The sequence below is a fragment of the Dinoroseobacter sp. S76 genome (assembly GCF_049801095.1).
In the GTDB taxonomy this organism is placed as follows: domain Bacteria; phylum Pseudomonadota; class Alphaproteobacteria; order Rhodobacterales; family Rhodobacteraceae; genus Dinoroseobacter.
The window spans coordinates 24,762-37,681 of the sequence record NZ_JBNAGH010000002.1 but is presented as its reverse complement, the minus strand read 5'-3'; the positions used below and the strand labels follow the sequence as shown (position 1 = coordinate 37,681).

Annotated in this window: 14 protein-coding genes; 11 read left to right on the top strand and 3 right to left on the bottom strand. The window is 62.9% G+C overall.

Annotated features, from left to right (window positions below; all coding sequences use genetic code 11):
• Positions 1–92 precede the first annotated feature (92 nt).
• From guaA to ACP153_RS05900, 11 genes are all read left to right on the top strand, one after another.
• Positions 93–1,655 carry a glutamine-hydrolyzing GMP synthase gene (gene guaA, locus ACP153_RS05950; RefSeq protein WP_424970066.1) on the top strand — a complete coding sequence of 521 codons (1,563 nt, stop codon included), beginning with the start codon at positions 93–95 and terminating at the stop codon, positions 1,653–1,655.
• Positions 1,655–2,287 (top strand): YdcF family protein, encoded by a 633-nt coding sequence (locus ACP153_RS05945; protein WP_424970065.1) that lies wholly within the window; start codon positions 1,655–1,657, stop codon positions 2,285–2,287. The genes guaA and ACP153_RS05945 overlap by 1 nt, the downstream gene beginning before the upstream one ends.
• The gene (locus ACP153_RS05940) at positions 2,287–2,640 is read left to right on the top strand and encodes a hypothetical protein (protein WP_424970064.1); all 354 of its coding nucleotides are present in this window, start codon (positions 2,287–2,289) and stop codon (positions 2,638–2,640) included. Before ACP153_RS05945 ends, ACP153_RS05940 begins: the two co-directional genes overlap by 1 nt.
• Positions 2,640–3,530 (top strand): DMT family transporter, encoded by an 891-nt coding sequence (locus tag ACP153_RS05935; protein WP_424970063.1) that lies wholly within the window; start codon positions 2,640–2,642, stop codon positions 3,528–3,530. Before ACP153_RS05940 ends, ACP153_RS05935 begins: the two co-directional genes overlap by 1 nt.
• A gap of 76 nt (positions 3,531–3,606) precedes the next feature.
• Positions 3,607–4,758 carry an OmpP1/FadL family transporter gene (locus ACP153_RS05930; protein WP_424970062.1) on the top strand — a complete coding sequence of 384 codons (1,152 nt, stop codon included), beginning with the start codon at positions 3,607–3,609 and terminating at the stop codon, positions 4,756–4,758.
• Between the two features lie 97 nt (positions 4,759–4,855).
• Positions 4,856–5,764, top strand: a complete 909-nt coding sequence (locus tag ACP153_RS05925; protein WP_424970061.1) for a DMT family transporter — start codon at positions 4,856–4,858, stop codon at positions 5,762–5,764.
• 38 nt (positions 5,765–5,802) lie between these two features.
• Complete coding sequence (locus tag ACP153_RS05920; protein WP_424970060.1) at positions 5,803–6,675, top strand: ATPase; 873 nt, start codon at positions 5,803–5,805, stop codon at positions 6,673–6,675.
• Positions 6,676–6,712: 37 nt separating this feature from the next.
• The gene (gene metA, locus ACP153_RS05915; protein ID WP_424970059.1) at positions 6,713–7,630 is read left to right on the top strand and encodes a homoserine O-acetyltransferase MetA; all 918 of its coding nucleotides are present in this window, start codon (positions 6,713–6,715) and stop codon (positions 7,628–7,630) included.
• A 70-nt stretch (positions 7,631–7,700) separates the two neighbouring features.
• Positions 7,701–8,573, top strand: a complete 873-nt coding sequence (locus tag ACP153_RS05910; RefSeq protein ID WP_424970058.1) for an alpha/beta fold hydrolase — start codon at positions 7,701–7,703, stop codon at positions 8,571–8,573.
• 49 nt (positions 8,574–8,622) lie between these two features.
• Positions 8,623–9,492 (top strand): polyphosphate kinase 2, encoded by an 870-nt coding sequence (gene ppk2, locus ACP153_RS05905; RefSeq protein ID WP_424970057.1) that lies wholly within the window; start codon positions 8,623–8,625, stop codon positions 9,490–9,492.
• Positions 9,485–10,102: a TetR/AcrR family transcriptional regulator gene (locus ACP153_RS05900; RefSeq protein WP_424970056.1), complete on the top strand. Its 618-nt coding sequence runs from the start codon at positions 9,485–9,487 to the stop codon at positions 10,100–10,102. Before ppk2 ends, ACP153_RS05900 begins: the two co-directional genes overlap by 8 nt.
• On the opposite strand, the gene ACP153_RS05895 is transcribed toward ACP153_RS05900, so the two are convergent.
• Genes ACP153_RS05895 through ACP153_RS05885 form a run of 3 tightly spaced genes read right to left on the bottom strand, consistent with a single transcriptional unit; the run spans position 10,099 to position 12,826 of the window.
• The gene (locus ACP153_RS05895) at positions 10,099–11,154 is read right to left on the bottom strand and encodes an ABC transporter ATP-binding protein (protein WP_424970055.1); all 1,056 of its coding nucleotides are present in this window, start codon (positions 11,152–11,154) and stop codon (positions 10,099–10,101) included. The two genes, ACP153_RS05900 and ACP153_RS05895, sit on opposite strands and share 4 nt — an antisense overlap.
• On the bottom strand, positions 11,151–11,957 hold the full coding sequence (locus ACP153_RS05890; protein WP_424970054.1) for an ABC transporter permease: 807 nt from the start codon (positions 11,955–11,957) through the stop codon (positions 11,151–11,153). The genes ACP153_RS05895 and ACP153_RS05890 overlap by 4 nt, the downstream gene beginning before the upstream one ends.
• The gene (locus ACP153_RS05885; RefSeq protein ID WP_424970053.1) at positions 11,954–12,826 is read right to left on the bottom strand and encodes an ABC transporter permease; all 873 of its coding nucleotides are present in this window, start codon (positions 12,824–12,826) and stop codon (positions 11,954–11,956) included. The genes ACP153_RS05890 and ACP153_RS05885 overlap by 4 nt, the downstream gene beginning before the upstream one ends.
• Positions 12,827–12,920: the final 94 nt, after the last annotated feature.

Sequence of the window (12,920 nt, the reverse complement as noted above, 5' to 3'; positions counted from 1 at the left end):
CTCCGCTCGATTTGCGCCCCATGGCGGCGGTAAGCGACATTGGGGGCGCCTGCGGACTTGCACGGGGTAGCGCGCAACCGTAAACGAAGCCCATGACCCAGACCTCCCATGACCGCCTCCTCATCATCGATTTCGGCAGCCAGGTTACGCAGCTCATCGCGCGGCGCCTGCGGGAGCTGAATGTCTATTGTGAGATCCATCCGTTCCAGAATGTCACCGACGCGTTTCTTGACGAGTTTGCCCCGAAAGCCGTGATTTTCTCCGGCGGCCCGGCCAGCGTGATCGATGATGGCTCTCCGCGCCCGCCCGCCAGCGTGTTCGACCGCGGCGTTCCGATCCTCGGGATCTGCTATGGCCAGCAGGTGATGATGCAGATGCTCGGCGGCAAGGTGGAGCGTGGGCATGGCACTGCCGAATTCGGGCGCGCCTATGTCACTCCGGCCGAGGATCGGCCCGATCTGCTGAATGGCTGGTTCCTCGACGGGCAGGAGCAGGTCTGGATGAGCCATGGCGACCATGTCTCGGCGATCGCGCCAGGATTTGAGGTCTATGGCACCTCGCCCAACGCGCCCTATGCAATCACCGCGGATCTGTCGCGCAACTTCTTCGCCGTGCAGTTCCACCCGGAGGTGCATCACACGCCCAATGGCAAGACGCTCTACGAAAACTTCGTCAAGCTGGCCGGGTTCAGCGGCGACTGGACCATGGGTGCCTATCGCGAACAGGCAATCCAGCAGATCCGCGATCAGGTTGGCGACGGCAAGGTGATCTGCGCGCTTTCGGGTGGCGTGGACAGCTCGGTCGCGGCGGTCCTGATTCACGAAGCAATCGGCGATCAGCTCACCTGCGTGTTCGTGGATCACGGGCTCATGCGCCTCAACGAGGCCGAAGAAGTCGTCACCATGTTCCGCGAGCACTATAATTTGCCGCTGATCCATGCGGATGAAAGCGAACTTTTCCTTGGGCAACTCGACGGTCAATCCGACCCGGAGACCAAGCGCAAGATCATCGGGCGTCTCTTCATCGAAGTGTTCGAGAAACACGCCAAGGAGATCGGCGGCGCGGATTTCCTGGCTCAAGGCACGCTCTACCCGGACGTGATCGAAAGCGTAAGCTTCTCGGGCGGCCCGTCGGTCACGATCAAATCCCACCATAATGTGGGCGGCCTTCCCGAAAAGATGGGCATGAAACTCGTCGAGCCCCTGCGGGAGCTCTTCAAGGATGAGGTCCGCGCGCTGGGCCATGAGCTCGGCCTGCCCGCTTCCTTCATCGGACGGCACCCCTTCCCGGGTCCGGGCCTCGCAATCCGTTGCCCCGGCGAGATCACCCGCCCCAAGCTTGAGATCCTGCGCAAGGCCGACGCGGTCTATATCGATCAGATCCGCAAACATGGCCTCTATGATGAGATCTGGCAAGCCTATGTGGCGATCCTGCCCGTGCGCACGGTTGGCGTGATGGGCGATGGCCGGACCTATGACTATGCCTGCGCGCTGCGCGCGGTCACTTCGGTCGATGGGATGACGGCGGATTACTATCCCTTCACCCATGAATTCCTCGGCGAGACCGCCACGCGGATCATCAACGAGGTGCAGGGCATCAACCGGGTCACCTATGACATCACCTCGAAACCTCCGGGCACCATCGAGTGGGAGTGATGCACAAACTCTGGCGGTTGATTGAGATCGGGCTGCTGCTTCTCGTGGGGTTCGGCTTGGCCACACTGGCGGGCATCCTGCTCTATGACGCGCCAGAGCGGGATGACTATGCGGCGATTGTGGTCCTGTCGCACGGGGCACTGCCCGATGGCAGCCTGACCGCGCAGAGCGAAGCTCGGACCCGGGCTGGCATCGCGCTTTATGAGACCGGCATCGCCCCGCGTTTGGTGATGAGCGGGGGCCAGGGCACCACGGATCCCGAATCGAAGGCCGCCCTGATGGCTGCGCTCGCCCGGTCCGAAGGGGTTCCGGACGAGGCCCTGCTGGCCGAGGGCGGCTCCCATTCGACCCTGCAAAACGCGCTTTATACCGCCCGGCTGGCCCCGGACCTTCTGGAGGCGCCGATCCTTCTGGTCACCCACCGCTATCACGGCGCGCGCTCCATCGCGTCCTTCTGGTGGGCGGGGTTCGAGGATATCCACTTCGCCGCCGCCGATCCGGAAGAGATCATTTGGCCCGGCGCCGAGTGGGAGCCGATCAAATGGGCCGGAAACGTGCTGCGCGCCGCGGGCTATTCCATCGCCTCTGGCATCGGCCTTGAGGGTCCACAACTGGATACGGTGTTGAACTGATGTGTGCCGCTATTCGTCTTGCCGGGCTTGTTGCCTGCCTCGCCGCTCCGGCCTCGGCAGAGCTGCTTTGTGTCGGCACGGATCCACATTTCCTGATGACCATCGAGGGCGGCAATGTGGCGTTCGATCATCTGGGCGAGGGGCGCTTCACCTTGATCCCCCCTGTGGACGAGAGCGAGGTCCTGCGCAGCACCCGCACCCATATCCTTGAAACCGACCAAGGCAACCTGCCTCTCTTGATCAAACCCGAGGCCTGCCCCGTCTTGACGACTGAGACCCCCCTCAGCCTTGAGATCCTCGTGATCACTTCAGAGGGCCCGCGCTCATTTTATGGCTGTTGCCTGATCCGCTGATGAGCCCGCCCCGCAACGAGCCGGTCAAAGCAGCGCTCTGGATGCTGGGTGCGATCTCGTCCTTCATGCTCATGGCCATTGCCGGGCGCGCGCTGGCCGCGACCCATGACACGTTCGAGATCATGTTCTTTCGCTCGGTGATCGGCTTTTGCTTCGTGCTGTCCATCGGTGCGGCCCTGGGGCGGTTGAGCGAGGTCACAACCCGGCATCTGGGGATCCATGCGATCCGCAATCTGTGCCACTTCACGGGGCAGAACCTGTGGTTTTTCGCCCTGCCCCTCATCCCGCTCGCACAGCTCTTTGCTCTGGAATTCACCACGCCGCTCTGGGTCACGCTTCTCGCGCCGCTCATCCTCGGCGAGCGGCTGACCAAATCGCGGGTGCTCGCCGCATCGCTCGGCTTCACCGGTGTTCTGATCGTCGCCCAACCGGATGTCGCCGGCTTGAATATCGGCGTGCTGACCGCGGCGCTGTCGGCGCTGGGCTTTGCGGGCTCGGCCCTCTTCACCAAGCGCCTGACGCGGAGCGAGACGATTCTTTGCATCCTCTTCTGGCTGACCCTGATACAGGCAGGCTTCGGGCTGATCGCCACGCTCCATGACGGGGCGATCACATGGCCCAGGGCGGAGACCCTCCCCTGGCTGACCGTGGTCGCGATCTGCGGGCTTGTGGCGCATTTCTGCCTGACCACCGCGCTCAGCATCGCGCCCGCCGTGATCGTCATGCCCTTCGACTTCCTCCGCCTCCCGTTGATCGGAATTGTGGGGTTTCTCCTTTACGGCGAGTCGGTCGGACTGGCCCTGATCCTCGGCGCAGGGCTCATTATTGGCGCAAATGCCATAAATATCTGGGTAGAACGGCCTAAAAAGCCCTCTGACGCGGCGTTATAGATTGACGCATTTTTGAACTGCGGCCAATAGTCCTGTCCACGCGAAGACAATAAGCGCGACACATGGGATGGAGAACATGCAGACATCACGTTTGGCCCTGTTGGGCGGAGCAGCAATGGCCCTGGCGAGCAGCGCCTATGCAGGGGGCGTGGAGCGCTCCAATCAGGGGGTCGACTTCTTGTTCGAAGACGGCACCTATGGTGAGCTGAGTTTTGGCCGCATCGATCCGGATGTGAGCGGTGAAGGCCGCACGCTCGCGACCGGTACCAAGACGGGCAACATGCTGGGCGGCGAAAATGTGGGATCCTTGTCCTACAAACAGGATCTGGGCGACAATATCGTCCTCGGGATCAAGCTTGATCAACCTGTTGGCGCAACGATCCGGTATCCCACAGGAACCGGTCATCCTTTTGCCGGCTCAACTGCGGATCTCGATTCCACTGCCTTGACCGCGTACCTGATGTACAAGTTCGACAATGGTTTCAGCGTTCTTGGGGGTGTCCGTGCGCAGCAGGTCGAGGGCGAAGTTTTCCTTGGCAGCAGCGGCTATGAGCTTTCGACCAATAACGACCGTGAGTTTGGGTACACGCTGGGTGTGGCCTACGAACGCCCAGATATCGCTCTTCGTGTCGCTCTGACCTACAACTCTGCGATCGATCATAGGTTTTCGGCTACCGAGTCCAGTCCTCTTCTAGGAGTGAACGAAGCAAGCAGCGAGTTTGACACCACAATCCCTCAATCGGTGCACTTGCAGTTTCAGACAGGGATCGCAGAAGACACGCTTCTTTTTGGTTCGGTCCGTTGGGTTGACTGGAGCGAGTTCGATATCAATCCGGACTTCTACAGTGCGACACTTGCCGCAATCAACATGGCGAATGGTTTCCCGGTCAATGACTACGCGCTTGCGAGCTATCAGAGCGACTCCATTACCTATCGCCTTGGCGTAGGCCGCCGCTTCACGGACGCTTGGTCAGGTGCGTTTACCTTGATCCATGAGCCTCAAAGCGGAGACATCTTCGGCAACCTGGGACCGATTGACGGCAGAACCGCAGTTGCTCTTGGTGTGACGTATACCCAAGACCGCTTCAAGATCAGTGGTGGAATTGAGTACAGCTGGCTCGGCAACGCGTCCTCCCAAAGCCCCTTCGATAATCCCGGCGTTGCAATCTCGAAGTTCGAAGACAACACCGCAATCAGCTACGGCATTCGGATCGGTTACTACTTCTGATCCCAAGGTTATCGCGACAGCCCCCGCTTTTCGGCGGGGGTTTTCTTTGCGCAGGTTTCGGATCGCGGCTTCTGGAACGATGGGCTAGACCGGCTCCATGACCGACCAAAAGACCCTCTCTCCGCGCGCCTGGGCCGAGCTTGGATTGCTCTCGCTCATCTGGGGTGGCAGTTTTCTATCGATCCGCATCGCGCTTGACGAAATCCCCTTCGTGACCTCCGTTGCCTACCGGGTCGGATTTGCCGCGCTCGCACTTTGGATCTTCGTCCTGTGGCGCGGCGGGTCGATTCCACGGGCTCCGAAGCTCTGGGGCGCATTTCTGGTCATGGGACTTCTGAACAACGTCCTGCCCTTCACGCTCATGGCCTGGGGGCAGCTCTATGTGGAGACCGGGCTCACCTCGATCCTGAACGCGGCCACTGCTGTGTTTGGTGTCCTCGTCGCCGCGCTGATCTTTGCTGATGAGCGTCTGACATGGGCCCGGGGTCTCGGCGTCGCGCTGGGCATGCTGGGGGTGGCCACGGCCATTGGCTTGCACAACTTCCGCCATTTCGACCTGCGCTCTCTCGCTCAGCTCGCGATTATCGCCGGCACGATCTGCTACGCCTTTGCCGGGGCCTGGGCGCGGTTACGGCTCAAGGATCTGCCGCCCGAGATCGCGGCGGCGGGCATGCTGACAGGCTCGAGCGTGATCATGATCCCGGCGGCCCTCGTGATCGACGGCGCGCCAACCAGCCTGCCCTCCGTCGCCGCGATGGCGGCGGTCGGCTACTACGCGCTGATCGCGACGGCCTTTGCCTATCTGCTCTACTACCGGGTGCTGGCGCTCGCAGGGGCTGGGAACCTGATGCTCTGCACTCTGCTTGTGGCGCCCGTGGCGATCCTGCTGGGGGCCTGGGTCCGGGACGAAACCCTCACCGCCAATGCCTTTCTCGGCTTCGGGATCCTCGCGCTCGGGCTCCTGGTGCTGGACGGACGCTTGACCCGCCGCCTGCTTTCCGGTTGAACCGCCGCACCACACCGCCGGAACGGAGCCCGCGCCCCATGATCTATTCGAGTGCCGCCGAGTGGCGCGCCGCCCCGGAAAAACGCGTCCTGCTGTTTGGGATGTCCGGCCTTGGAAAAACCCATATCTCCAACCGTTTGCGCGATGGGGGCGACTGGTTCCACTACTCGGTCGATTACCGGATCGGGACGCGCTATATGGGCGAGCACATCGTCGACAATTTCAAGCGTGAGGCGATGCAGGTCCCCTTCCTGCGCGATCTGCTGATGTCGGACTCGATCTATATCGGCTCGAACATCACGCTGGAGAACCTCTCGCCCGTCTCCACCTATCTCGGCAAGCCGGGCGATCCGGCCCGCGGCGGCGTCCCGATCACCGAGTATCGCCGCCGTCAGGCCCAGTTCCGCAGCGCCGAGATCGCGGCCCTGCACGACACGGCCCACTTCATCGAGCGCGCCAAGGCGATCTATGGCTATCCGCATTTCATCTGCGACAGCGGCGGGTCGATCTGCGAATGGGTGGATGGCGACAATCCCGAGGACCCGGTGCTGAGCGCGCTCGCTGCCGCGACCCTGCTGGTCTGGATCGAAGGGGATAAGGCCCATACGGCTGAGCTGATCCGCCGGTTCGACAAGGCGCCCAAGCCCATGGCCTATGATCCGGCCTTTCTCGATGCCAGCTGGGCGAGCTATCTCGCCGAGACCGGGCTCGGTCCCGATGCGGTCGACCCGGATGCCTTCATCCGCTGGACCTATGCCAAGGCGCTGGCCCACCGCCAACCGCGCTATGCTGCCATGGCGCGGAACTGGGGCGTGACGGTCGCCGCCGATGATGTGGCCCGGGTCCGCGACGCGTCGGATTTCGAAAGCTTGATCGCCGACGCCCTTGGCAACCAAGCCCAGACCGCCTAAATCCGCACTCCCAACCCCGCAGATCCGGACGCAGACCATGCCCATCAAGATCCCCGAGACCCTCCCCGCCTTCGACGTGCTTTCGTCTGAGGGCGTGATGGTGATGGGCGCGGATCGGGCCGGGCGGCAGGATATCCGACCGTTGGAGATCGGGCTTCTCAACCTGATGCCCAAGAAGATCCAGACCGAGACGCAATTCGCGCGGCTGGTAGGCGCGACGCCCCTGCAGATCGATCTGACGCTGATCCGGATGACCGAGCATCAGTCCAAGCATACATCGGCGGCGCATATGGAGACCTTCTATCGCCCCTTTGAAGAGGTTAGGGACCGCAAGTTCGACGGGCTCGTGATCACCGGCGCGCCGATCGAGCATCTCGACTTCGAGGATGTGACCTATTGGAACGAGCTGCGCGAGGTCTTTGCCTGGACCCAGAGCAATGTGCACTCGACCTTTGGCGTGTGCTGGGGCGGCATGGCGATGATCAACCATTTCCACCGGGTGCAGAAACACATCCTGCCCGCCAAGGCCTTTGGCTGTTTCCGGCACCGCAATCTCGCGCCGGCCTCGCCTTATCTGCGCGGGTTCTCGGATGATTGCGTGATCCCCGTGAGCCGCTGGACCGAGATGCGCCAGGCTGAGATCGAAGCGGCCTCTGGGTTGACCACTCTGCTGGGGTCGTCCGAGGTCGGGCCCTGTCTGGTCGAGGATCCTGCCCATCGCGCGCTCTATATCTTCAACCATTTCGAGTATGACACGGGCACGCTCAAGGAAGAGTATGACCGGGATGTCGAGAACGGCACGCCGATCAATGTTCCGGCGAACTACTATCCGGATGATGACCCGAGCAGACCCCCGCTCAACCGGTGGAGATCTCACGCCCATCTCCTATATGGGAATTGGATCAACGAGATTTACCAGACCACCCATTATGACATGCAGAAGATCGGTTCTTAAGGCAGGCGTCGGCGCGGTGGCCCTGACGGCCCTCGCCGGCTGCGTCGGGCGCGGGCCAGACGGAGCGCAAATGGACAAGTTCGACCGGACATTGCCCGTGGGCGAGGTGTTCCTCGTGGACGGCAAGACCGTGCACGTAGCCGATGAGGGCGATGGCCCGGCCGTCGTGCTGCTCCACGGGGCGAGCGGGCATCTGCGCGATATGACCTTCGATCTGACCAGGCGGCTGAACGCGGCGGGCTACCGCACGCTCGCCTTTGATCGGCCCGGCCTGGGGTATTCCGAACGGTTGCACCGTCGCGGCGAGAGCCCGCAGGAACAGGCCCGCCATCTCGCCAAGGCCCTCGGGGATCGCGGTGTCGAGCGCGCGATCATCGTCGGACACAGCTATGGCGGCGCCGTGGCCCTGGCCTGGGCGCTGGAGCGTCCGGATCAGGCCGCGGGCATCGTGACCCTGGGCGGCGCCAGCATGGTCTGGGAAGGCGGGCTCGGCGCCTGGTATGCCATCGCCTCGAGCCGGATTGGCGGGGCCACAGTGGTCCCCTTGGCCGTCGCACTCGTGCCTCAGTCAAAGGCGGAGGAGTTCACGACGACCCTCTTTGCCCCCGATGCCGTGCCCGAAGGCTATCTCGACTATGTCGGCACGGATCTGACCTTACGCGCTAGCCAGGCCCGCACCAATGCGCAGCAGGTCAACGGCCTCAAGCGCCATATCCGCAAGATGACCGAGGGCTATCCGGGCCTGACCCAACCCATTGAGCTGCTCCACGGCACCGCCGACACGATCGTGCCGATCGACGTGCATGCCCGGCCCCTGTCGCAGCTTTTGCAAAACGGCAACCTGGTGGAGATGCCGGGGGTCGGCCATATGCCCCACCATGCGGATCCGGACGCGGTCGTCGCAGCCGTGAACCGCGCCGCACGGGCCGCCGGATTGCGCTAGCCCGCGCAATCGTCATACTGCGGCGACCAGTTCTGAAAGGATCGGTCCCATGTCCCTGCCCTTTGACGGCGCCATTTCCAAGTTTGCGCGCGAAGACGCCCCGAGGGACGTGCGCGATGCGCTGGACGACGCCAAGAAGGACGAGATCCTGAACCCCAGCTATCCCTATGCCGAGCGCATGGATAAGGACGCGTATGAGGGCACGCTCGACGCGCTGCAGATCGAGCTGGTGAAGCTGCAATCCTGGGTAAAGGAGAGCGGCGCGCGGGTCTGTGTCCTGTTCGAGGGGCGCGACGCCGCGGGCAAGGGCGGCACGATCAAGCGTGTGCGCGAGAACCTCAACCCGCGCACCACCCGCATCGTCGCACTGTCGAAGCCCACGGACCGCGAGGCTTCCGAGTGGTATTTTCAGCGCTATATCCGACAATTGCCCGCCGGAGGCGAGATCGTCCTCTTCGATCGCAGCTGGTACAATCGCGGTGTGGTCGAGCAGGTCTTCGGCTTCTGCACGCCGCCCGAACGCGCGGCCTTCTTCCGCCAGCTTCCCGATTTCGAACGCATGCTCGTGGATGAGGGCATCCATCTGGTGAAGTTCTGGCTCAATGTCGGACAGGCCGAGCAATTGCGCCGGTTCCTTGACCGCGAGAGCGACCCGCTCAAGCAATGGAAGCTGAGCTGGATCGATGTGGAGGGGTTGAAGAAATGGGATGCCTATACCGACGCGATCTCCGAGACCTTCGCCCAAAGCCATTCCGATTTCGCGCCCTGGACGATCATCCGCAGTGACGACAAGCGCCGCGCCCGTCTGGCCGCGATCCGCGCGATCCTGCGCGGGCTCGACTATACGGGCAAGGACGCGGCGCTGGTGAACGTGCAGGACCCGCAGATCTGCGGCGGCCCGGACATCTGGGATGCCTAAGCGCGGCTATCATCACGGCAACCTGCGCGCAGCCCTCGTGGATGCGGCGCTGGTGCTGATCGAGCAGAAAGGGCCAACCGGCTTTACCCTCTCGGAGGCGGCCAAGAATGCGGGCGTGACCCCGGCAGCGGTCTATCGCCATTTCGCCGGGCGCGACGAGTTGATCATCGAGATCGCCCTGCAAGGCCATGGGATCTTTGCCGATCTGATGGAGTTTGCCTTCAATGACGGACAGCCCTCGGCGCTGGCGGCGTTCGAGGCGACGGGCCGCGCCTATCTCGCCTTTGCGCGCAAGCATCCGGGCCACTACATGGCCATGTTCGAAAGCGGCATCTCGAACCAAGCGACGCCTGAGCTCGCCGCCGCCTCCGCCAAGTCCCGCATGGTGCTGGAACGAGCCGCCGAGGCGCTCTCCCAGCACATACCCGAGGATAAGCGCCCGCCCGCCTCTATGTTTTCCGCCCATATCTGGGCCATGAGCCATGGCGTGGTGGAGCTTTTTGCCCGGGGCGCGCCGGGCTCCAAAGCGCCTTTCCCGCCCGAAGACCTGCTGGAGACCGGGATCGGGATCTATCTGCGCGGGCTTGGACTGATCCCCCAAGACAGCTAGGCGGGAAAGAAGACCAGCGCCTCTGGCGACCAGCGCAGGCTGGTCTGGGTGCCGGGCTCAAGAACGGCCACGCCTGGCCCGTTCTTCATCGAAATCTCGACCAGCGCCTCTGTCCCCGACAGCCGCGCGCGGTAACTGGTCATGTCCCCGAAATACGCGCTCTCGACAATCTCCGCCGCCGCCAAGGGTCCGTCCGCCCCGGTCTCTGCAATCGACATCCCCTCTGGCCGTACCCCGGCGACGCAGGATCCGCTGAGGCCGTTCGGCGCGGGCATTGCCCCCAGACCGGCGACCTCGGCCTGCCCGTCGCGAACCTCTGCCGGCAGAAAGGACATGGTCCCGATGAACTCCGCCACATCCCGGGTCGCCGGTCGGCTATAGAGCGTCTGCGGCGCGGCCAACTGCGCGATCCGACCCTCGAACATCACCGCGATCCGGTCGGACATGGTCAGCGCCTCCTCCTGATCGTGCGTAACGAGGATGAAGGTGATCCCGATATGACGCTGGAGGCGGCGAAGCTCGGACTGCATCTGCTCCCGCATCTTCTTGTCCAGCGCCGAGAGCGGTTCATCAAGCAGCAGAACCTTGGGCTCCAGCACCAGCGCCCGGGCCAACGCCACCCGTTGCCGCTGCCCCCCGGACAGGGCATGGGCCGCGCGGTCGCCATAGCCATCGAGCCCGACCATGGCGAGCGCCTCGGCCCCGCGACGCACCTTGGCCGCCCCATCCAGATCCGTTCGCCGACGCAGGCCAAAGCCCACATTTTCGGCCACGCTCAGATGGGGAAAGATCGCATAGCTCTGGAACACCATATTGGTCGGACGCTTGTTCGCAGGCACCCCGGCCATATCGCGCCCATCGATCCGCAGCGCGCCGCTCTCATAGCTCTCGAACCCGGCGATGGTGCGCAGAAGCGTGGTCTTGCCACAGCCGGACGGGCCGAGCAGGGAAAAGAACTCCCCTGAGCCGATCTCGACCGAGACATCCCTCAGGGCGTGGTAGGATCCGTAGTATTTCTGCAGATTTGAGATGGAAATCAGAGGTTTGGTCACAGGAACCCTCCGGCATCTTGTTGGCCGCTCTTGCGCAAGCCGCGCCGCCGCAGCATCTCGGCGCTCCCGATCAGGATCAGCGACAGCAGGATCAGGATCGTCCCCAGCGCCATGATCACCGGCAGCTTCTGCGGGAAGCGCAACTGGCTCCAGATATAGACCGGCAGGGTCGGCTCGGTGCCCGTCAGGAAGAAGGCGATGATGAATTCGTCGAGCGAAATCGTGAAAGAGATCAACAGAGATGCGATGATCCCCGGGGTTACGAGCGGCAAGATCACGAGGCGAAAGGCGCTCAGCCGTGTCTCGCCCAGATCAATCGCGGCCTCTTCGAGCGAGCGGTCGAGTCCGCTGAAACTGCTGGACAGGATCGCGATGCAGAACGGTGTGCAGATCAGCGTGTGGCCAAGGATTACCGACCAGATCGAGAGGCTCAGCCCCAGCTGCAACAGCACAACCAATAGCGAGACCGCCACGATGATCTCCGGCAGGACCAGCGGTACCATGATGAACCCCATGATCCCCGCCTTGCCCGGAAAGCGGAACCGGGTGGAGGCGCGCGCGGCGAAGACCCCAAGCGTGGTCGACAGGATCGCCGTGGCCAGCGCGATGACGAGCGAGTTCTTCAACGCATCATGGAGCGCGGGGATCGCCGTAAGCTCCACAAACCACGCGGTGGTGAACCCGTTCAACGGAAAGGCGATGATCGTGCCGTCATTGAAGGCAAAGACCGGCAGCAGGATCACCGGCAGGTAGAGGAACACAAGGTAGAGGATCACATAGATCCGCAGGACCCGGCCGCTCATTTCGGGGCCCGCCCGATATTGCGCGTGAGGTATACGAGCAGAAGCGCCATGGAGCCCACGATTGTCATCGCCGAGACCGCCAGCGCCGCCCCCATGGGCGCGTTGTTCAGGCGCAGAAACTGGGTCTGGATCATGTTCGAAATCATCAGCCCGTTTGGCCCGCCCACCAGCCGCGGCGTGACATAATCCCCGATCACCGGGATGAACACGATCAGCGTGGCCGCGATCACCCCAGGCATGGCCAGCGGCAAGGTCACGCGCCGGAACGTGCCCCAGGCCGTTTCGCCGAGATCCCGTGCCGCCTCCAGCAAGGATCGGTCGATTTTTTCCAGCGCCACATAGATCGGCAGGATCGTAAAGGGCGCATAGGCATGGGCCAGCGTGATGACCACAGCATTGGCGTTATAGAGGAGAAAGGTCAGCGGTTCCTCAATGATGCCAAGGCCTTGCAGGCTGGAGTTGAGAACTCCGTTGAAGCCAAGGATCACCTTCCACAAAAACACGCGCAGCAGGTACGAGGTCCAGAACGGGATGGTAATCAGAAAGATCCAGAGCGCCTTGCGCTCTTGCGGCACGTGGAAGGAGACGAAATAGGCAATGGGAAAGGCCAGCACCACGGTCACCACCGTCACCGCCGCCGCGATCCAGAGCGAGCGCCCCATCAGCGTGCTGTAGATGGGGTCCGTTACAGCCTCGCGGTAGTTCGCCAGCGTGAAGCTCCGGTCGAACTCCATGAAGTTCTGGGTCCAGAAGCTCAGCACGACAATCGCGATCAGCGGAACAGCGAGGAGCAAAACCGTGAAGATCAGCGTGGGGCTGACCATCACATAGCCCTGGGCCGCCTCTGACCTGAGACCAAACCGCGCCATCGCCACCCTTCATCTTTCGCGTTCCCTTGGCCGTGAGCATGCGAAGATGCGCCGCCGGGAACAAGCGGAAATCCCGTCGCTTGCACCTCTTGCA

What these genes read in the sequence shown, in the direction of transcription:
- ACP153_RS05930 (WP_424970062.1), top strand. Translation starts at nt 3,607, where the DNA reads ATGCAGACATCACGTTTGGCCCTGTTGGGCGGAGCAGCAATGGCCCTG.
- ppk2 (WP_424970057.1), top strand. Translation starts at nt 8,623, where the DNA reads ATGTCCCTGCCCTTTGACGGCGCCATTTCCAAGTTTGCGCGCGAAGAC.
- ACP153_RS05945 (WP_424970065.1), top strand. Translation starts at nt 1,655, where the DNA reads ATGCACAAACTCTGGCGGTTGATTGAGATCGGGCTGCTGCTTCTCGTG.
- metA (WP_424970059.1), top strand. Translation starts at nt 6,713, where the DNA reads ATGCCCATCAAGATCCCCGAGACCCTCCCCGCCTTCGACGTGCTTTCG.
- ACP153_RS05940 (WP_424970064.1), top strand. Translation starts at nt 2,287, where the DNA reads ATGTGTGCCGCTATTCGTCTTGCCGGGCTTGTTGCCTGCCTCGCCGCT.
- ACP153_RS05885 (WP_424970053.1), bottom strand. Translation starts at nt 12,826, where the DNA reads ATGGCGCGGTTTGGTCTCAGGTCAGAGGCGGCCCAGGGCTATGTGATG.
- ACP153_RS05925 (WP_424970061.1), top strand. Translation starts at nt 4,856, where the DNA reads ATGACCGACCAAAAGACCCTCTCTCCGCGCGCCTGGGCCGAGCTTGGA.
- guaA (WP_424970066.1), top strand. Translation starts at nt 93, where the DNA reads ATGACCCAGACCTCCCATGACCGCCTCCTCATCATCGATTTCGGCAGC.
- ACP153_RS05900 (WP_424970056.1), top strand. Translation starts at nt 9,485, where the DNA reads ATGCCTAAGCGCGGCTATCATCACGGCAACCTGCGCGCAGCCCTCGTG.
- ACP153_RS05935 (WP_424970063.1), top strand. Translation starts at nt 2,640, where the DNA reads ATGAGCCCGCCCCGCAACGAGCCGGTCAAAGCAGCGCTCTGGATGCTG.
- ACP153_RS05920 (WP_424970060.1), top strand. Translation starts at nt 5,803, where the DNA reads ATGATCTATTCGAGTGCCGCCGAGTGGCGCGCCGCCCCGGAAAAACGC.
- ACP153_RS05890 (WP_424970054.1), bottom strand. Translation starts at nt 11,957, where the DNA reads ATGAGCGGCCGGGTCCTGCGGATCTATGTGATCCTCTACCTTGTGTTC.
- ACP153_RS05910 (WP_424970058.1), top strand. Translation starts at nt 7,701, where the DNA reads ATGGACAAGTTCGACCGGACATTGCCCGTGGGCGAGGTGTTCCTCGTG.